15 protein-coding genes and 1 riboswitch are annotated in these 19,873 nt (G+C 37.9%); of the genes, 13 read left to right on the top strand and 2 right to left on the bottom strand.

Annotated elements, in window-relative coordinates; all coding sequences use genetic code 11:
* Positions 1–5: 5 nt before the first annotated feature.
* The 4 genes from LS41612_RS02875 (at position 6) to LS41612_RS02890 (ending at position 3,998) form a co-directional block, all read left to right on the top strand.
* Positions 6–788 (top strand): heme ABC transporter ATP-binding protein, encoded by a 783-nt coding sequence (locus tag LS41612_RS02875; protein ID WP_024363957.1) that lies wholly within the window; start codon positions 6–8, stop codon positions 786–788.
* Between the two features lie 76 nt (positions 789–864).
* The gene (locus LS41612_RS02880; RefSeq protein WP_172583029.1) at positions 865–1,035 is read left to right on the top strand and encodes a hypothetical protein; all 171 of its coding nucleotides are present in this window, start codon (positions 865–867) and stop codon (positions 1,033–1,035) included.
* Positions 1,036–1,152: 117 nt separating this feature from the next.
* Complete coding sequence (locus tag LS41612_RS02885; protein ID WP_229389885.1) at positions 1,153–2,274, top strand: endonuclease Q family protein; 1,122 nt, start codon at positions 1,153–1,155, stop codon at positions 2,272–2,274.
* A gap of 104 nt (positions 2,275–2,378) precedes the next feature.
* Positions 2,379–3,998, top strand: coding sequence for an S-layer homology domain-containing protein (locus LS41612_RS02890; RefSeq protein WP_024363959.1), 1,620 nt, complete (start codon positions 2,379–2,381; stop codon positions 3,996–3,998).
* 259 nt (positions 3,999–4,257) lie between these two features.
* Here LS41612_RS02890 and LS41612_RS02895 read toward each other — a convergent pair whose 3' ends face one another.
* The gene (locus LS41612_RS02895) at positions 4,258–4,545 is read right to left on the bottom strand and encodes a DUF2653 family protein (protein WP_024363960.1); all 288 of its coding nucleotides are present in this window, start codon (positions 4,543–4,545) and stop codon (positions 4,258–4,260) included.
* Positions 4,533–5,009: a hypothetical protein gene (locus LS41612_RS02900; protein ID WP_024363961.1), complete on the bottom strand. Its 477-nt coding sequence runs from the start codon at positions 5,007–5,009 to the stop codon at positions 4,533–4,535. The genes LS41612_RS02895 and LS41612_RS02900 overlap by 13 nt, the downstream gene beginning before the upstream one ends.
* A gap of 185 nt (positions 5,010–5,194) precedes the next feature.
* Here LS41612_RS02900 and LS41612_RS02905 point away from each other — a divergent pair, with 185 nt between their 5' ends.
* The 9 genes from LS41612_RS02905 to LS41612_RS02945 all read left to right on the top strand — a co-directional run bounded on the left by LS41612_RS02905 (position 5,195) and on the right by LS41612_RS02945 (position 19,862).
* On the top strand, positions 5,195–6,208 hold the full coding sequence (locus LS41612_RS02905; protein ID WP_024363962.1) for a YdcF family protein: 1,014 nt from the start codon (positions 5,195–5,197) through the stop codon (positions 6,206–6,208).
* Between the two features lie 74 nt (positions 6,209–6,282).
* Positions 6,283–7,569: an SEL1-like repeat protein gene (locus LS41612_RS02910; RefSeq protein ID WP_024363963.1), complete on the top strand. Its 1,287-nt coding sequence runs from the start codon at positions 6,283–6,285 to the stop codon at positions 7,567–7,569.
* A 677-nt stretch (positions 7,570–8,246) separates the two neighbouring features.
* A complete protein-coding gene (locus LS41612_RS02915) occupies positions 8,247–9,536 on the top strand; it encodes a globin-coupled sensor protein (protein ID WP_024363964.1) in 1,290 nt (429 codons plus the stop codon).
* 148 nt (positions 9,537–9,684) lie between these two features.
* The gene (gene hemG, locus LS41612_RS02920; protein ID WP_024363965.1) at positions 9,685–11,073 is read left to right on the top strand and encodes a protoporphyrinogen oxidase; all 1,389 of its coding nucleotides are present in this window, start codon (positions 9,685–9,687) and stop codon (positions 11,071–11,073) included.
* 124 nt (positions 11,074–11,197) lie between these two features.
* Positions 11,198–11,297: riboswitch (SAM riboswitch) on the top strand.
* An 89-nt stretch (positions 11,298–11,386) separates the two neighbouring features.
* The gene (locus tag LS41612_RS02925) at positions 11,387–13,234 is read left to right on the top strand and encodes a bifunctional homocysteine S-methyltransferase/methylenetetrahydrofolate reductase (protein ID WP_024363966.1); all 1,848 of its coding nucleotides are present in this window, start codon (positions 11,387–11,389) and stop codon (positions 13,232–13,234) included.
* Positions 13,227–16,658, top strand: coding sequence for a methionine synthase (gene metH / locus LS41612_RS02930; RefSeq protein ID WP_024363967.1), 3,432 nt, complete (start codon positions 13,227–13,229; stop codon positions 16,656–16,658). Before LS41612_RS02925 ends, metH begins: the two co-directional genes overlap by 8 nt.
* 208 nt (positions 16,659–16,866) lie before the next feature.
* Complete coding sequence (locus tag LS41612_RS02935) at positions 16,867–17,367, top strand: GNAT family N-acetyltransferase (protein ID WP_024363968.1); 501 nt, start codon at positions 16,867–16,869, stop codon at positions 17,365–17,367.
* A gap of 170 nt (positions 17,368–17,537) precedes the next feature.
* Positions 17,538–18,569, top strand: coding sequence for a Delta(5) desaturase DesA (desA, locus tag LS41612_RS02940; protein ID WP_024363969.1), 1,032 nt, complete (start codon positions 17,538–17,540; stop codon positions 18,567–18,569).
* 147 nt (positions 18,570–18,716) lie between these two features.
* Entirely contained in the window at positions 18,717–19,862 is a 1,146-nt protein-coding gene (locus LS41612_RS02945) for a sensor histidine kinase (RefSeq protein WP_024363970.1), read from the top strand.
* Positions 19,863–19,873 lie beyond the last annotated feature (11 nt).

The following is a 19,873-nucleotide window of genomic DNA, read 5'->3' on the forward strand; positions in this document are numbered from 1 at the left end:
AGGTGATGACATTAGAAGCAAAGGAAGTATCATTCTCCATTCATGATCAGTGCATATTAGAGAAAGTAAGCATTCAAATAAAAGCAAAGCAGTTTGTTGGGTTGATTGGCCCTAATGGTAGCGGAAAGTCTACACTATTAAAAAATATGTATCGTTTATTAAAGCCAGAAAGCGGTACAGTGTTATTAAATGAGCAAGATATATTTAAGCAATCAAGTAAAATCATCGCAAAGAAATTAGCAGTTGTCAGTCAAGAAACGCCTGTGTTGTTCGACTTTCAAGTAAAAGATTTAGTGAGTATGGGAAGAACGCCACATAAAAAACTTTTTGAGATGGACAATAAGGAAGACTTTAATATTGTAAAAGAAGCCTTGTCTCAAACAGGTATTGCCCATTTAGAAACACGTAGTTTTAGTTCCCTTTCTGGAGGGGAAAAAAAGAGAGTGATGGTTGCGCGTGCACTTGCACAGCAAGCACAGATACTTATTTTAGATGAGCCGACAAATCATTTAGATATCCACCATCAATTACAACTAATGGATTTAATTCAAACACTGCATTTGACGGTTGTCGCCGCCTTACATGATTTAAATATGGCCGCGATGTACTGCGACTACATTTATGTTTTACAACAAGGTCGTATCGTTCAATATGGTACGCCAGAAGAAGTGTTAACACCTAAGCTGCTGGATGATGTTTTTGGAGTATGCGCCGACATTCAAACACATCCACAAACAGGCAAACCATATTTAACCTATTTAAGTGCCAGTCACTCAAACAATTCTTAAAGAAATTATCCAATTGCCCTTTGTATAGTTGTGAGATATTCGGGGAACGTTATTTTTGAAAGGATGCGTGATGAATATGGAAGAAGTAAAATTTGCACAATTAGATCACACACAGCTTGAAAAAATTAATGAACTCGAAAAGAAAATTGGCGTTACATTGGTTGCATATGATTCAGCAGCAATGCCAAACCAAGGTTCAGGTTCGTACGAGACTGATAAAGGCGCTCATCAAAACCATCCATCCTAATGCTTGAAAATACCTTGCAGCAATGTAAGGTTTTTTCATTTTATAATAAAACAAAAGGAGATGTGTACATTGTTTCATGACTATTATGCAGATTTACATATTCATATTGGACGAACAATGAGTGGGCGCGCAGTGAAAATTACTGGGAGTAAAACGTTAACATTAGCACGGATTTTAGAGATGGCTAGTGCCAAAAAAGGGCTTGATATTATCGGCATTATTGATTGTCATTCACCAGAAGTCATTGCTGAAATGAATATAATGATACAACAAGGCAAACTAAAGGAGTTATCGCAAGGTGGACTCCGATTTCAAGAAACAACGCTTATTCCAGGTTCTGAAATCGAAATATATGATAGCTCCTGCCATGGACCAATTCATGTGCTAGCTTATTTCCCTACTATTCAAGTGATGGAGAATTTTTCGAATTGGATGAGCCAGTATATGAAAAACATCCATTTAAGTTCACAGCGTATTTATTGTGAAGGCCAAACTGTACAACAAAAAGTGCGGGAATTAGGGGGGCTTTTTATTCCAGCACATGTTTTTACGCCATTTAAAAGTTTATTTGGAAAAGGTGTTCATATAAGCTTAACAGAAGTATTCAATCCACAGCTTATAGATGCTATAGAGCTTGGTTTAAGTTCTGATACCAATATGGTCAAAAACATAAAAGAACTTCAAGCCTATACATTTGTTACAAACTCTGATGCACATTCGCTTGGGAAAATGGCTCGTGAATATCAAAAACTAAAATTAATGGCGGCTAATTTTAGCGAATTAAAGATGGCACTTCATGAACAGGATGGGCGGGCAGTAGTGGCGAATTATGGGTTAAATCCATTGCTCGGCAAATATTATCAAACTGTTTGTGCTAATTGTGGTAATCAGCTAAGTGCAGACGATACGCTTTGTACATCTTGTGCAAGCTCGAAAATTATTAAAGGTGTTGCGACACGTATTAAGGAACTATCAGAGCCGTATGTTGATGAACGTGAAAGACCACCTTACATCCATCAAGTACCACTTGATTTTATACCAGGTTTAGGTCCGAAAATGATGGAAAGATTATTACATGCATTTGGGACTGAAATGACGATTTTACACCGTATCACGACCGAGCAACTCGAGGAAATTGTGCCACAGAAAATAGCTACGATGATTGATTTAGCGAGAACGGGACAATTACATATTGAGGTTGGTGGTGGAGGTGTCTATGGAAAGGTACAGCATAAATAGAGCAGGAAAAGAATGCTAGCCAAAGTATTTACAATATAATGCGCCCACTTTTATCCTTAATCTAGTAAACTAGTAATTAGTAGATGAGCAGGAGGAGTGGGTATATGCAATTTTCAAAAAAATTTCGTTTTTTAGCTGCTAGCATGCTAGCTTTACAATTAACAATACCTGTAGGTGCAAGTGCGGAAAAGAAAGAAGATCATATAGCGCCAAGCTGGGTTGTACAGGCTGATTACATAGCGCTAGGCGATTCATTAGCACATGGTATGAATGAAGTCGGAGCCATTGGCTTAGGCTATACAGATTTTGTAGCACAGGCATTACAACAAGAAGGTTTACTTACATCCTATAATAAAGGGTTTGCCTATTCGGGGTATACAACTAAAAATGTGTTAAAAGACTTACAAGATGATGTAGAAAAGCCAGTGACGGGGTTTGGTTATACAAATGATCGTGCAAAGCTTAGAGCTTCAATTCAAGAGGCAGAGCTGATTACGTTAACTGCTGGTGCTAATGATTTATTGCCAATTCTAAAACAATCGTCAACAACTGGTATTGATACAGCCGCCATTATAAAGGCATCTCAAGAAGCTATAAATAATATAGCGGCAATACTCAAGGAAATAAAGAAGTTAAATCCACAGGTACAAATTTACGTGATGGGCTATTATAATTCTTTCCCTTATTACAGCGAAGACTTGCAAACACAGTTTAAAATGCTTTTAGGTATCATGAATGCTTCTATTAAAACAACTGCTGAGAAAGCAGGTGCAATATTTGTGCCAACATATGACGTAGTGGCGAAAGATGTACCTAACTTTTTGCCAAATCCAGAAAACATTCATTTAAGTGAAGCAGGTTATTTAGCAGTAGCAAAGCAGGCATTTTTACCAGCTATTAAAGCAAGTTCACTATGGGATGCTTCTTCAGCAATCCAAGTCAATGTTAATAGTAGTACAGAGGCAAATGTAAAATGGCTAGCGGCAACTGATAATGAAGGGGTTACGAACTATCATGTGTATTTGAATAATACACTCTACTCTACAGTCGATGCCAATCAAACAGCTATAACGCTCGATAGTTTAGTAGATAATACTACTTATACTGTTGCCATAAAAGCGATAGATGCGGCAGGGAATGAAAGTGTACAAAGTCCAACTGCAACTTTTACAACAGGCAGTAAAGTGCAATTTTTAGATATAGAAAATCATTGGGCAAAGGAGTTCATTCAAAAAGCGGCTGCAAGAGGCATGATGAAGGGCTATGCTGATGGTACTTTTAGACCTGAACAAAATATTACACGCGCACAGGCAGCAGCGATGCTTGTTAGAAGCTTAGGTTTAACAACAACTAGCAAAGCGCCTTTCACAGATATAGCGAGCTACGATGCCGAAACACAGTCAGAAATTGCTGCTGCTTATGCACATGGTCTTGTGAAGGGGTCGGATGGCAAGTTTAATCCAAGCCAGCCTATTACGCGCGCGCAATTAGCATTAATGATGAATCGTGCTTATGAAAAACAGTTTAACCAAACATATGTTGTGAAAAATCAAACACCGTTTACCGATATAACTAGCTACAATGATGAAACGAAAAATGCCATCACAATGCTGTATGAGCTTGGTATTGTTGCAGGAAGTGAAGGAAGATTTTCTCCTGAAGCCCCAACAAAGAGAAGCCATGCTGCTAAAATATTAGTGAACTTTAGTGAACGTTTGAAATAAACCTTCTTTAGGAACTTCTTGAAAGCGAATTTGTCAGAGGTCATTACGGTTAAGCTAACTATTAAAAAGCCGTTCAATAAATCCACTAAGAAGATTTATTGAACGGCTATTTGTTTTAATAGTGAGTAGAGGTACTCTACTTCAATAAGTCAGGGATGAGTGTTAAATCAACGCTGAACTATGAGTGGTCTTTCAGTAGATGTCACAGACTAATGCTTAAATAATCTGGACAAACTCAACAGACCAAATGGATTTTAAACTATGATAGTTTGGCAATAATGCCTTCTTCATCATCTAAAATTAGCTCAATACCAGTTGAGAAAGGATCGCCGTGTAGGACGTCTTTAATCCATACACGTAATGCGCCAATCATAGCAGCGGTATTCAATACTTCGATTTGACCGTTTGTTTCGACTTCCGCGCCGAAGCCTGTCTCATCTTCGTACGTTAGCTCAACAAGTACGTCTTCAGGGCGAACATTTAGATGGTAAGCCTGTGAAAGACAAATTGCATTGATAATATCTTGCTCGTTAATTATTTGTGCCATTGTGTAGCTTCCTGTTCTTTACGCTTTTTGTCTTTAAACATATTGATAATTTTCACGACAAGCATCACAATTACAGCAATAGCAGCGATATTAATTAATAAACCTAAAATATTACCAAGCATACCTAAACTACTAAATAGACTACCGAATAGTAAACCTGCTAAACCACCTAGCATTAAGCCCTTCATAAGGCCGCCAGAGAAAAAGCCACCTTTTTTTGCAGTAGTTGAATCTGTTTTGTTTGTAGACGTAGTATTATTTTTATTTGTTGTAGCATTATTTTGGTCTTTAGAATTATCCTGAGATTTTTGGATATTTGAGCTATTGTTGTTGTTTGAGAAGCCTTTTTTACCTGACTTATATGATTTCGCTTCTGCAGTTGGTGTGTCTGATATTAATAGTGTTGCGCCAACTGATGCAAACATTAGTGTCGCTGCAAAAAGAGCAGCAAGAATTTTTTTCATTACTTACATTCCTCCAAAATAATTTTTTGTTTTATCATAAAATAGTTCTTAATAGTAATTTTACATGAACTATAGTGAAAAATAAAATATTCACTACCTGTAATTTAGGAAATTTGCAATATATGAACAAGTAGTGTCAGCATACTGCTGAATGGGAATAGAAAGGAAGGAAAGGAGTAAATGCAGTGCTTCCAACAATGACATTATTAATTTCAATATTTTTAATGCTGTATATTACAGAAAAAAGACGCTTTATTAACGCTGTCGTTTTAGGCTTAATAGGGTTGAATGTATTTGTAGGTATGACAACACGTTATGATTTATTTATTAACGAACAAGGTATTGTGTCCAAAATGGGTATCATGACGTTGTTCGGTATTATACCAGGTATCATGTTAATACTATCCATTGCGATGTTTTTCAATAGTAAAATCCTGCTTGAAAAAGAAGGGCGAAGATTTCGAAATGTATTACTAGCTGTGTTTGGCTTGGCTTTCTTTGCAATGATGATTGGCTATGTTTTCGTATTCTTTACGAATATTGAAAATCCTCTTTGGCATATTCTTTTCTTTTATGCGTTTTTGATTTTTGCTTATACAGTATTTTTATATACAAGTGTGATGGTCTACGCTATCATTTATCATTTTGCACCGATAACATATGAACCTGATTATATTCTTGTGCTGGGATCTGGCCTTATTGGTGATAAAGTTCCTCCTCTATTAGCAAGCCGTTTAGATGAGGCAGTCAAGCAATATAAAAAATATGGAGAGCGACCTTTTATTATCGTCTCGGGTGGGCAAGGGCGCGATGAACAAGTTTCAGAAGCGTTTGCGATGGAAACATATATGATAGATAAACATCAAATACCGAATCGGAAAATATTGATGGAAGATCGGTCGACAAATACAGAGCAAAATATGGCGTTCTCTAAAGCGATCATGGATGCGCACGCGCAAGGGAAAAAGTACCGTTCACTTTTTGTTACGAATAATTTTCATGTATTTCGAGCGAGTATTTATGCAAGAAGGGCAAAGCTTGATGCACAAGGTGTAGGCTCTAAAACGGCGTTATATTATATACCTAACGCTTTTACTCGTGAATTTATCGGTTTGTTAGAAATGTATAAATGGGGACATATAACGCTCTTTTTCGTCATTACGTTATTTGTAGGACTAATGTTAAGAGCATATGTGTAACCATTCTTGAACTGCCTTCCATATAATAATAGCAAGGCAGTTTTTTTTACATAGTGTGCAAGGGGGGAAATGAAATGTACGGGCAATTTTTAGCAAAGCAAAATAAGGAGCGAACGGAGTCCTTACAACAATCAACAAATATACAGAATACATGGTTTGCACAAAACCTCACTTTACTCATATTGGATGAAGTACAACTGACAACCTTGCAAAAGATGCTCTATCAAGTTATTCAGGGATTGCTAAGAAAAAAACATCAGCGACACTTACAAATAGTACATCCTGAGCAAACACAAACAGTGCAAGACAATGTACTAACGCTGTTAGCAGAATATGATGATGTATTGCGTGAGGCAATCCCACTCCCGATATATATTTTAATATGGCAAATTACTTCCTTAGAGAAGTTAGCGTATACAACGGAGGTTGTTGATGATGTCCTCGATGTCCTGGAATGGTATTTTACACATCAGGACGAAACAGTTGCTGTTTTTGAAGAAGAAGATTTAGACCATGAAGAAATCATCGATTTATACAAAGCTGCGATTGAAGAACAAGATGCAGATGCCCAATTTGAACTTGGAGAATATTATAGTGCAAATGAGGATACATTTTTCCAACCGAAAAAGTCGATTAAGTGGTTTGAATTAGCGGCAAAACAAGATAATGCGAATGCCCAATATGCTCTTGGTAACTATTATTTTGAAGGAATTGGTGTAGAAGAGAGTTATGATCGTGCTTTTAAGTTATACGAAGCTGCAGCGCAACAAGGGCATGCAGATGCGGCAAATAATTTAGCGGATATGTATTTGAATGGTGAGAGTGTACCAGAAAATATGTCACTTGCTAAACATTGGTTCGAGATTGCTGCCGCACAAGGGGTGGCAGAGGCAATGTTTACATTAGGTCTTATGCATGAACAAGGGTTAGGTGTTGCAATAGATGAAGAGAAAGCATTTGCCTTTTATAAAAATTCGGCTGAGGCAGGCTATGTTGAAGCGCAATACAGACTAGGTGGGATTTATTTAGAAGGTCACTTAGGGCAAGCGCGGGATATAAATCGTGGTTTATATTGGTTTGAAAGAGCGGCTGAACAATATCATGTAGATGCATTTTATGATTTGGGCTTTATTTGGAGCAAGGGTTTAACGGGGATTCGTAATATTGAAAAAGGTATTCATTGGTTCAAGCAAGCCTCACTCCAAGGAGACCCTGAAGCAAAATTGCAGCTTGGTCATATTTATAACAAAGGTGAGGGAATACCACGTAATATTAAAGAAGCGAAAAAATGGTATGGGCTTGCGGCAGAAGCAGGTATAGAAGAAGCAACCGTTTTACTAGAAGAATTAGAAGAACTTTAAATTTGAAATTTTATGATATTGAAATTTACCCGTAACGGTTAGCTGTGAACTAGGCGTTGCGGTTTTTTATTGTGGTGGATGAGCAAATAGTGATCATACATCTATACATAGAAAAATGATATGAGAGAGAATTCGTTTTTACAGGAGTAGACTGTTAATAGAATGGTTATTTTATGCTATTTATTAACAAAATTTACAATGGTTAATTATATTCATTTTTAAATAAAAAAACAGGATAAAGGACTCTTAATAAATGGCCGAAGGGGAGATATTGAAATTACAGATACTTAATATTACATGTAGTGTTGCAGAGGGAATACGTAAATTCTAATAAATACTGTAGAAATAGCTACTGAAAAAAATTATGATAGCGTTTTATTGCAATTTAACAGTTGAAAACCATTTAGTTTACTTTTAAACTGTATGCTACTTAATGGTAAAATATAGGATATAATAAATTGACAATTATATTAAAAATGTATAATGTATATGAGTGATTTTAATAATGAAAAATAATGAATTACTGCTTATTATGATGTTATTTTGTTATATTATTTTCTTGTAAATTTATTAATGGTTGTGGTATCTTTTCATAGATTTGTCAATATATTTGGGTAAACGGAAATGGGATTTTTGCTCAGCTTTTCAAAAGAACACGTAATGAAAGAGGGAAAAGTGTGATTTTTCAAAAACAGAAAAAGGCAATGACGTTAGATTTACAGCAATACTCGGTGACAATGGATGTTCCGAACTCTCGAACACTGGTTAAGCAAATTGAAATGCTAAATTTGACAAAAGAAGATTTACAATATTTAAAAGCTTTTAAACCATTTGTTGAGGACAACATAAATCACATCGTTGACCGGTTTTATGAAATGATTGGAACTGAGCATAGTTTAGTAGATATTATTAATAAACATAGTTCTGTGGATAAATTGAAGGTCACATTGCGTCGTCACATTATTGAAATGTTTAACGGTACAATTGATGAGGAATTTTATAAAAGACGAGTAAATATCGCCAAAGTGCATGTACATATCGGACTGAGAACACAATGGTATATTTGTGCTTTCCAAGATTTAACCATGTCATTTATTGATTTAGTTGAAGAACATGTAGTGCATCCGAAAGACCAATTGAATACAATACGAGCAATTTCTAAAATTTCTAATTTCGAGCAGCAACTTGTATTAGAAGCGTTCGAAAGTACAATTGAGCAACTGAAGGAAAACGTTGAACGTGAGAAAGAAGCAGTTGAGAAAAAAATTGTGGAATCGTCAGAAGGATTAGCGACCATTTCACAAGAAACAAATGCCTCCTTCCATCTATTAAATAATCAATCACATGAAATTAAGCAATTGGCAAAAAAATCGCTTCAGGTGAGTACGTTAGCAGAAAGTCAAGCAATAGAAGGTCGCGAATGCTTACAACATCAATCTCAAAATATGTGTAATATTATTCAGTCAGTGGATGATATTACGGATAATATTAAACAATTAACGGATATGTCGAAAGAAATGGAAGCGATTATGAATGTTGTAACGAACATTGCCAACCAAACAAATCTGCTTGCTTTAAATGCAGCTATTGAAGCAGCCCGCGCTGGAGAGGCTGGGAAAGGCTTTAGTGTTGTGGCAGAGGAAGTACGTAAATTGTCTAGTCAGACGAAAGAATCTGTTACATCCGTTGCAAAATTATTAGAAAAAACGACAGAGCGAACGTCTAAACTGGCATATTCGCTTAGTAATATTCAGGCAGAGGTTGCTTCAGGTGAGGAGAACATGGCTCAAACTGAAGGACAGTTTAATAAAATTTTAGATGCAATGACAGAAGCTAAGTGCCAAAATGACCTTATGGAAAAAGAGGTTCAGGCCGTAGCTCAGGTCCTTCATGAGCTTGGGCTAGCATTTAATGAAGTAACAAATTCAGCTGACAAATTAGCAAATGTCGCACAAAACTTAAACTAGGTGAACTTTCGGTGTCAGGCACTCAAACAATTGTTTGAGTGCCTGACACTTTATAGTGTTGCTAAATTTGTAATGGGTTGAACGTTATTGTTTGTGAAAAAAGTTTATACTAATAAGGAGAGAAATAACGAATTAGGGGCGATACTTTATGAAAACAATAGTTGTATTAGGTGGCGGCATTACTGGTTTATGTACGATGCATTATTTACAACGCCAAGTATTGCAAAAAAACATAGATGTCAAACTAGTGCTTGTTGAGAAAAATCCCTACTTAGGTGGTAAGTTACATTCCGCTTATGAGCAAGGATTCATTATGGAAACGGGTGCTGACTCGATTGTGGCTCGTCATAAAGGGGTCATGGAGCTGGTGCAGGAGCTTAATTTCGAACAGGAGCTAGTGTACAACGAAACAGGGGTATCTTATATTTATACAAATGACGAATTACATGCGATCCCTGCTGATTCAACATTCGGTATTCCAATGAGTTTAGCGTCCCTTGAAGCGAGTACACTAGTATCAGAGGCAGGTAAACAACAGGCATTACAAGATTTAACAATGCCGAATAAAGGCTTTACTAAGGACAGCTCAATCGGTGAGTTTTTAACATATTACTTAGGGGAAGAACTTGTACAAAATCAAATTGCACCAGTATTAGCTGGGGTATATTCGGGTGACCTCCATCAACTGTCGATAGCATCTACCTTACCGTACATAATCGACTATAAAAATGAGTACGGTAGTATTATTAAAGGTTTTGAGGCAAATCGCGAACAATTTGTAAAAGCTTCCAACAAAAAGTTTATTTCGTTTAAACAGGGCTTATCATCACTTATCCATCGTCTTGAAGAAACGTTAACAAATGTAGAAATTATTAAAGGCGTAGCGACAACCAATGTAAAAAAACATGAAGAACATTATACAATTACATTAGCAGATGGAAGCATGTTTGAGGCTGAGCACGTAGTATTAGCACTGCCAAATGAAGCCGTACAAAGCTTATTACAGGACCCATCTTTGGATCGCTATTTTAAAGAATTTACTACAGCCTCTGCCATCACCATTTACTTGGGCTTTGATGTACCGGACGCAGTGCTACCGGCAGATGGGACAGGCTTTATTGTGTCACATAACTCGAATGTACAATGCAATGCCGCAACATGGACAAGCCGAAAATGGAAACATACATCTGCTAATAGCAAATTGCTCGTGCGCCTCTTTTATAAGAGCATTAACCCTGCGTATGAAACATTACGTATGATGACAGATGAAGAATTGACAGCTGTAGCATTAGAAGATGTAAAGAAAAGTTTAGGCATTGATGAAAAACCAATGGTTGTAAATGTAGCCAAGTGGATCGATCAAATGCCAAAATACGATTTGGCACATCATGAGGCGTTGAAAGGCTTAACAGCGGAGCTTACAGAACGGTATCCCAACTTATCGATAGCAGGTTGCTCATATTTCGGCGTAGGTATTGGTGCTTGTATTCAAAATGGTAAAAAAATAGGCGAAGCGCTTGCGGAAAAACTAGTATAACGGTGAAGTTAAAGCTAAAATAATATTTTTTCGTGAGAAATCTTCTTTGTTAAGTGAAATAGTCTTGACTCTATCGCCTGTAAACGATATGATTCTTTTAATTATTTGAAAAATTCATACTATATTCTTATCAAGAGAAGCCGAGGGACTGGCCCTATGAAGCTTCAGCAACCAACTTATGTCAGGTGCTAAATCCAGAAGACCTTATTGGTCGAAGATGAGAAGGAACAACAATTGCGATTCGTTAAAGCCTTCTTTTTGTAAAAGAAGGCTTTTTATATTTTGGATACAAGGAAAGAGAGGGCTACGATTTATGGGATTGCTAGAAAAGTTAAAAACACATGTGCTTACTGCGGATGGAGCCATTGGTACAGTATTATATGGCTACGGCTTAGAGTACTGTCATGAGGAAATGAATGTACAAAGACCGGAGTTAATTGAAAAAATTCATAGAGAATATATAGCTGCTGGTGCAGATGTCATTCAGACCAATACTTACGGTGCAAATGCGATTAAATTAGCACGTTACGGCTTAGAATCACGAGTGCAACAATTTAATGAAGCGGCGATCACGATTGCAAAACGAGCGGCAGCTGATGGCGGGCAATTTGTTTTAGGGACAATTGGTGGCATCCGTGGCATTCGTAAAAGTGATGCTACATTAGAGGAAATATTATTGACTGTTGAAGAACAAGCAAATGTGTTACTTGCAGGCAATCCTGATGGTCTTTTACTTGAAACGTATTATGATTTTGAAGAGTTAAGTGCAACGTTAAAAATGTTACGCAGCAAAACAGAGCTACCAATTATTGCACAAGTATCCATGCATGAGCCGGGTGTGTTGCAAAATGGAATGACGTTAAATCAAGCATTACATGAGTTACAAGCTCTTGGTGCAGATGTAGTAGGCGTCAATTGTCGTTTAGGTCCCCATCATACAATTCAAGCATTTGAAGGTGTGGAGCTTCCTGATAAAGCATTTATGTCAGCATATCCAAATGCGTCACTACTAGATTTAGAGGATGGGCGTGTCGTTTATGAGTCAGAAGCTGATTATTTTGGCCGAGCGGCAGTTGCATTGCGTGACCAAGGTGTTCGTTTAATCGGTGGATGTTGTGGTACGACACCTAAGCATATAGCAGCTGCGAAGAAATATTTAGAAGAGTTAACGCCGGTTGAAGCAAAGTATACGAAACCTGAAAAAGTAGAGATTGTGCGGGAAGCGGAACCTGCGACATATGAACCGCTACATGAAAAGGTGAAGCGCGAACGTTCGGTTATCGTAGAGTTAGACACTCCGAGACATCTAGAAATTGACGGTTTTATTCAAGGGGCAAAAAAATTATATGAAGCAGGTGCAGATGTCGTGATGATGGCTGATAATTCGCTTGCGTCTCCCCGCATTAGTAATGTCGCTATGGGTGCGTTATTAAAGGAGACACATGGTGTACGACCGTTGACGCATATTACGTGCCGTGACCGTAACTTAATTGGTCTACAATCCCATTTAATGGGCTTAAATGCACTTGGCATTCATGATATTTTAGCGGTTACTGGAGATCCAACAAAGGTAGGAGACTTCCCAGGTGCCACAAGTGTTTATGATGTTTCATCCATGGAGCTTATTCAATTAATTAAACAGTTGAATGAGGGGATATCATTTTCCGGTAAGCCACTTCGTAAGAAAGCAAATTTTTCTGTTGCGGCAGCATTTAACCCCAATGTTCGTGTATTAGATCGTGCAGTAGCACGCTTAGAGAAAAAGATTGAACATGGTGCGGATTATTTTATTTCTCAACCTGTTTATACAAAAGAAAAAATTGTGGAAATTTATGAAGCAACAAAGCATTTAGACGCCCCAATTTATATTGGTATTATGCCAGTAACGAGCTATAAAAGCGCCGAGTTTTTACATCATGAAGTACCAGGGATTAAATTATCAGACGATGCACTATCACGTATGAAGGCGTGTGGTGAAGATAAAGAACGTTCAACATTAGAAGGGATTGCAATTGCCAAAGAGTTAGTAGAAGTAGCGGCAGAATATTTTAATGGTATTTATTTAATTACACCGTTTTTACGCTATGATATGACGCTTGAATTAATGAAATTTATCGGACAATTGGATGAACAGAAAAAAGGAGTAAGTATAGATGGCTAAGCACTTGATTGAAGAGCAACTAGAGAAACGAATTTTAATTCTGGATGGCGCAATGGGTACAATGCTTCAAAATGAAAACTTATCAGCAGAAGATTTTGGTGGTGAGGAGCTTGATGGATGTAACGAGAATCTTGTATTAACTAGACCCGATGTGCTTGAAAAGGTTCATCGAAAATATTTAGAAGCTGGTGCGGATATCATTTGTACAAATACGTTTGGCGGTACACCTCTCGTATTAAATGAATATAATCTTGGGGCTAAGGCGGAAGAGATTAATAAACGTGCTGTGGAAATTGCACGCAAAGTAGTGGATGAGTTTTCTACTCCAGAATGGCCACGTTTCGTTGCCGGAGCGATGGGCCCAACGACGAAAACATTATCAGTCACTGGCGGTATTACCTTTGATGAACTAGAAGAAAACTTTTATGTACAGGCAAAGGCTCTAATTGAAGCAGGTTCAGATGTACTGCTACTTGAAACGAGTCAAGATATGCTCAATGTAAAAGCGGGGACACTAGGGGTGTCACGTGCCTTTAAAGAGACGGGCAAAGAATTACCGGTGATGATATCCGGCACGATTGAACCGATGGGTACAACATTAGCAGGGCAAACAATTGATGCTTTTTACATATCAATCGAACATATTAAGCCGCTTTCAGTCGGTTTAAACTGTGCAACTGGTCCAGAATTTATGACCGACCATATTCGTTCACTAGCAGAGCTTTCTACTGGCTATATTAGCTGTTATCCGAATGCTGGTTTACCGGATGAGGAAGGTTGCTATCATGAATCACCCGAATCCCTATCACAAAAATTAAAAGGTTTTGCGGAAAAAGGCTGGCTGAATATTGTCGGTGGTTGTTGTGGGACAACACCAGCCCATATTGCAGCAATTAGAGAAGTACTGAAGGATGCAAAGCCACGTCAATTGCCTGAAGCTACACATGGTCATGTCGTATCGGGTATTGAACCTTTAGTGTACGATGATTCAATGCGTCCATTATTTATTGGGGAACGAACAAATGTTATTGGCTCTCGAAAATTTAAAAATTTAATTATTGATGGTAAATATGAGGAAGCGGCAGAAATTGCACGTGCGCAAGTGAAAAATGGTGCACATGTTATCGATATTTGTTTAGCGAACCCTGACCGAGATGAATTGGCGGATATGCGTGGATTTATGCAGGAAGTTGTGAAAAAGGTTAAGGTTCCACTGGTTATCGACTCCACAGATGAAAAAGTAATTGAGGAAGCATTGAAATTTTCTCAAGGGAAAGCCATCATTAACTCTATTAACCTAGAGGATGGAGAAGAGCGTTTTGACGCCGTAATGCCATTAGTGAAAAAATATGGTGCTTCTTTAGTTGTCGGTACGATTGATGAGCAGGGGATGGCAGTAGATCGTCATCGTAAATTAGAAATTGCTGAGCGTTCTTATCAATTATTAACGGAGAAATGGGGCTTGGCTCCTGAAGATATTATTTTTGACCCGTTAATGTTCCCGGTAGGTACTGGAGATGAACAATATATTGGATCAGCACTTGAAACAATTGAGGGCATTCGTCTTATCAAAGAAAAAATGCCACGTACGTTAACGGTACTCGGTGTCAGTAATATTTCTTTCGGCTTACCACCAGTGGGTCGTGAAGTTCTGAACGCTGTTTATTTATATCACTGTACACAGGCGGGCTTGGATTACGCGATTGTAAATACAGAGAAATTAGAGCGTTATGCATCGATTCCTGAAGCGGAAATTAAGCTAGCAAATGATTTATTGTTTAATACAAATGATGAAACATTAGCGGTTTTCACTGATTTTTATCGTGATAAAAAGAAAGAGAAAACAGAAGCGGATATTCCGAAAACGGTGGAAGGGCGCTTAGCTTACTATATTTTAGAAGGAACAAAAGAGGGGCTTATTGAAGACTTAGATGCCGCTCGTGAAATTTTTGAGGCGCCGCTTGATATTATTAATGGGCCGCTGATGGAAGGGATGGCTGAGGTTGGTCGTTTATTCAACGATAATCAGCTTATCGTCGCAGAAGTATTACAATCAGCGGGGGTTATGAAGGCTGCTGTAGCACATCTTGAACAATTTATGGAAAAAAATGAGGACAGTTCTGGTAAAGGTAAAATGGTGCTCGCTACTGTAAAAGGTGATGTGCATGATATCGGTAAAAACCTAGTAGATATTATTTTAAGTAATAATGGCTACAAAGTCGTTGATTTAGGTATTAAAGTAACGCCAGCTCAGTTAATTGAAGCGATTCGTAAAGAGAAGCCTGATTTCATCGGACTATCTGGCTTACTCGTTAAATCTGCTCAGCAGATGGTGATCACTGCGCAAGACTTTAAGGCTGCTGGTATTGATGTGCCGATACTAGTAGGAGGGGCGGCGTTGTCTCGACGCTTTACTGAAACGAAAATTGCTAATGAATATGAAGGACCTGTCATTTACTCAAAAGATGCGATGCAAGGGCTAGAGCAAGTGAATCTGTTAATGGGTAGTGAGACGCGAGAAAACTTTTTAGCTGAAATAGCAGAGTCCCGCCAAAAACGATTAGAAGCAGATGAAAAACGTGCAGCACGACCTGCTAAAGAAATTACAGTGAAGCCTGTACGTACTGTGAAAGATGCACCGGTGTTCCTGCCAGCGGATGTTCGCCGTCATGTGAAAAAGGAGTACTCGGTGTCGCATCTATATCCATATGTAAATATGCGAACATTACTAGGGCATCACTTAGGGCTAAAAGGACAAGTTCAACAATTACTAGATGCAGGGGATACGCGAGCAACAGAATTAAAAGCATTGGTGGATGATTATTTACAAAGTGATATATTGAAACCTTCAGGCTTGTATCAATTCTTCCCAGCACAAGCTGATGGAGATGATGTCATCGTTTATGATCCTGCCGATAGTAAAACGGAAATTGAACGCTTTACATTCCCTCGCCAACAGGTGGAGCCATTTATGTGTTTAGCAGATTTCTTGAAAACAGTAGAAAGTGGAGAAATGGACTATATTGCATTGATGGTTGTCACAGCTGGTCAAGGTGTAATGGCGACAGCTCGTCAATTAAAAGAAGAAGGGAAGTTCCTTGAAAGTCATGCCCTTCAATCAACTGCTCTTGAGCTTGCTGAGGGCTTTGCGGAACGTATGCACCAAGAAATTCGTGATCAATGGGGCTTCCCAGACAACACAGATTTCACAATGCGAGACCGTTTTGCTGCGAAATATCAAGGGCAACGTTTCTCATTTGGCTATCCTGCATGCCCAAACTTGGAGGACCAAGAAAAATTATTCGGTTTGCTCAAGCCAGAAGATATAGGGGTTCATTTGACAGAAGGCTTTATGATGGAGCCAGAAGCTTCCGTATCAGCAATAGTTTTCGCGCATCCAGATGCGAGATATTTTAACGTGTAATTTTGCTAAAAATGCTTTATCTTTATGAAGAACGGTCAACGATTAAAGTACATGTGAGCGACGGATATTACTGATTGTGAACGGATGTTATCCAAACCTGTTCACAATCTGTGTTTCCTTTGAGGCTTGTCGAATGAACTATTGTGCAATGCATACCCTGCTGTTATCGGTGGGGTTCTATTTCTTTTTAGGTGAGGACGTGAACTGGATGATTCGATTTATGGAAGAAAAAGATTTACCTGAGGTTTTAGCTATTTATAATGATGTTATTTTAACAAGTAAAGCTGTATATAGGTATGAAATACAATCGTTAGATGAGAAAAAGCAATGGTTTCTTGAGCACCAGGCAGCGGGTAACCCGTTGTTAGTTTTTGAGGAAGATGGAGTAGTGGCGGGTTTTGCAAATTACAGTCAGTTCCGCCCTTATCCAGGTTATAAGCATACGATGGAGCATTCGGTATACGTACACAAGGACCATTATCAGAAAGGCATTGCCAGTAAGTTAATGCATCAATTGATTGATAGCGCAGAGAAACAGGGTGTGAAGACTTTAGTTGCCGGTATCGATGGCGAAAATATTGGCAGTATTAAGGCGCACGAGAAGCTAGGCTTTGAATATGCAGGAACAATAAAAAATGCGGGATACAAATTTGGAGAATGGTTGGATTTAGTATTTTATCAACTACATTTAACGGGACCTAAAAAGTAAAAAGGCAGCGCTAACGTGTTGAAATAACCTTAGCGGAGAGCGGAATTTTAAAGCGATGGCTTTTGAGTATGACAAATGTCATATGCTTTTTATGATGTTTGCGTCTGTTGCTCGCTATACTCTTGTTTTATGATGATATCATAAGCAAAAGGAAACGAGGGAAAAAAGGAATGGCAACAGATAAAGAAAAAACGAAAAAGTTGCGCCAAGATGTAGCACCATTTGCGAAATCAGACACAGGTAAAAGTGTTTTTCAAATGGTTAACACAATAGCGCCGTTGATCGTCCTATGGATTGCTGGTTATATGTTGGTTGATATTTCGCCATGGTTAACTGCAGGTTTAAGTGTTATTGCTGCTGGTTTTGTCGTAAGAACATTTATTATTTTCCATGATTGTACCCACGGTTCATTTTTCAAAAGCAAAAAGGCAAACGACTGGGTTGGCTTATTAACTGGGGTACTAACATCGTTCCCTTATGAAAAATGGAAACGTGAGCATACAATTCACCATGCAACAAGCTCGAACTTAGATAAGCGCGGTATTGGTGATATTGATATGATGACAGTAGAAGAATATTTACAATCTTCTAAAGGTCAACGATTATGGTATCGTTTTTATCGTAATCCACTTGTAATGTTCGGCTTAGGTCCTTTATATATGGTATTAGTTTTAAATCGTTTTAACCGAAAAGATGCGAAGCAAAAAGAGCGTATGAATACGCATTTAACAAATATTATTATTGCCGGCATTTGTGCAGGGCTCATTTACACTATGGGTTGGCAAGCATTTTTATTAGTGCAGGGTGTTACTTTATTTATCGCAGGTGCATTAGGAATTTGGTTATTCTATATCCAACATACGTACGAAGATTCTTATTTCGAGCATGACACTGATTGGGATTATGTGAAAGCAGCGGTAGAAGGTAGTTCATACTACAAATTACCGAAATTATTACAATGGATAACAGGTAATATCGGCTTCCACCATGTACACCATTTAGCTCCGCGTGTACCGAACTATAATCTTGAAAAAGCGCATAAAGAAACGCCACCATTACACACGGCTACTACAATTACGTTACGTACAAGCTTAGAATCGTTACGCTATAAATTATACGATGAAGAACTTGGCAAATTTGTCTCTTTTAAAGAAGTCAATGAAATCATAAAACGAAAAACGAAAGGCAGTATCGCTGCTTAGTCGTAAACAGCCATCTCTTCTTAGGAGGTGGCTGTTTTACATAGTAAGGATAGGCGCGTAGGCAAGCCACTGTATGGCAATGGACGGGCGCAAATATGCTTTTCTTGATATAATATAGGGAAAAGTAGGAAAGAGCGTGAGATTATGATGAGGAAACGGCATAGTATCATTCCGAATAGTCCTATGCTCAGCGTTTATTTATGGATTATTTTTTGTTTTCTCCCGTTTTTCTTTATATTTAGAAAATCATCGTATATTGAAATATCAATAGGCATTACCTTTTTAATGCTCTATTTTATTTTTTACCGATTTTCTGTGAACGCTAAAAACGGGCTTGTTTATATGTGGATTAGCTTTGAGATGGTCATTAATATTACGTTGACTATTTTGTTCGGCTATGTGTATTTATCGATTTTTACAGCCTTTTTCATTGGAAATATCCGTAGACCGGTTGGCTTTTACATAATGTATGGCCTCCATATTGGTTTTACTGTGATATCTACAGGATTTGGTTTCTTTGTTGAGCTACATTTATTTTTATCACAGCTTCCATTTGTTGTTTTAACGATTTTGGCAGTGGTGCTTCTACCGTTAACAATTTATTCGAAAAACAAGCGTGAAAATTTAGAAGGGCAATTAGAAACTGCAAATGAACGTATTGCCGAATTAATTGTTTTTGAGGAACGTCAACGTATAGCAAGAGATTTACATGATACGCTCGGTCAAAAATTATCCATGATTGGCTTAAAAAGCGATTTAGCATCTAGACTTATTGCACGGGATCCTCAGCAAGCATTAATCGAGATAAAAGATATTCGTCAAACAGCTAGTATTGCTTTAAAAGAGGTTCGAGAATTAGTATCGGATATGCGGACAAATAAATTTGAAGATGAGCTTATGCGTATATCTCAAATTTTAAAAGCGGCAGAAATGGAATTTGTTTTTGAGGGGGATGTGGACTCCTTACGTGTCCCACCACTTGTAGAGAATGTGTTGTCCATGTGTTTGAAGGAAGCCGTAACGAATATTGTGAAACATAGCGGCGCAACCAAATGTGAAATAGCCTTCCACCAAAACTTTAAAGAAGTACATTTGATTGTTCGCGATAATGGACAAGGCATTACGAAAAAACAGGCATTGAAAACAGGTAACGGCTTAAAAGGGATGCGCGAACGATTAGAGTTTATTAATGGCACATTTAAAATAGAAAGTGAAAATGGCACTACTTTAACGGTATCGATTCCAGTGACCATTACACATCAAAAGGTTGCAGAAAATCTGAAGAACCTATAGAAAAGAGGGTT

The sequence above is a fragment of the Lysinibacillus sphaericus genome, from assembly GCF_002982115.1.
GTDB lineage: Bacteria > Bacillota > Bacilli > Bacillales_A > Planococcaceae > Lysinibacillus > Lysinibacillus sphaericus.

Coding starts and splice junctions, on each gene's coding strand:
- LS41612_RS02885 (WP_229389885.1), top strand. CDS start 1,153: ATGAGTGGGCGCGCAGTGAAAATTACTGGGAGTAAAACGTTAACATTA.
- desA (WP_024363969.1), top strand. CDS start 17,538: ATGGCAACAGATAAAGAAAAAACGAAAAAGTTGCGCCAAGATGTAGCA.
- LS41612_RS02880 (WP_172583029.1), top strand. CDS start 865: ATGGAAGAAGTAAAATTTGCACAATTAGATCACACACAGCTTGAAAAA.
- LS41612_RS02875 (WP_024363957.1), top strand. CDS start 6: ATGACATTAGAAGCAAAGGAAGTATCATTCTCCATTCATGATCAGTGC.
- LS41612_RS02925 (WP_024363966.1), top strand. CDS start 11,387: ATGGGATTGCTAGAAAAGTTAAAAACACATGTGCTTACTGCGGATGGA.
- hemG (WP_024363965.1), top strand. CDS start 9,685: ATGAAAACAATAGTTGTATTAGGTGGCGGCATTACTGGTTTATGTACG.
- LS41612_RS02890 (WP_024363959.1), top strand. CDS start 2,379: ATGCAATTTTCAAAAAAATTTCGTTTTTTAGCTGCTAGCATGCTAGCT.
- LS41612_RS02910 (WP_024363963.1), top strand. CDS start 6,283: ATGTACGGGCAATTTTTAGCAAAGCAAAATAAGGAGCGAACGGAGTCC.
- LS41612_RS02935 (WP_024363968.1), top strand. CDS start 16,867: ATGATTCGATTTATGGAAGAAAAAGATTTACCTGAGGTTTTAGCTATT.
- LS41612_RS02895 (WP_024363960.1), bottom strand. CDS start 4,545: ATGGCACAAATAATTAACGAGCAAGATATTATCAATGCAATTTGTCTT.
- LS41612_RS02945 (WP_024363970.1), top strand. CDS start 18,717: ATGAGGAAACGGCATAGTATCATTCCGAATAGTCCTATGCTCAGCGTT.
- metH (WP_024363967.1), top strand. CDS start 13,227: ATGGCTAAGCACTTGATTGAAGAGCAACTAGAGAAACGAATTTTAATT.
- LS41612_RS02900 (WP_024363961.1), bottom strand. CDS start 5,009: ATGAAAAAAATTCTTGCTGCTCTTTTTGCAGCGACACTAATGTTTGCA.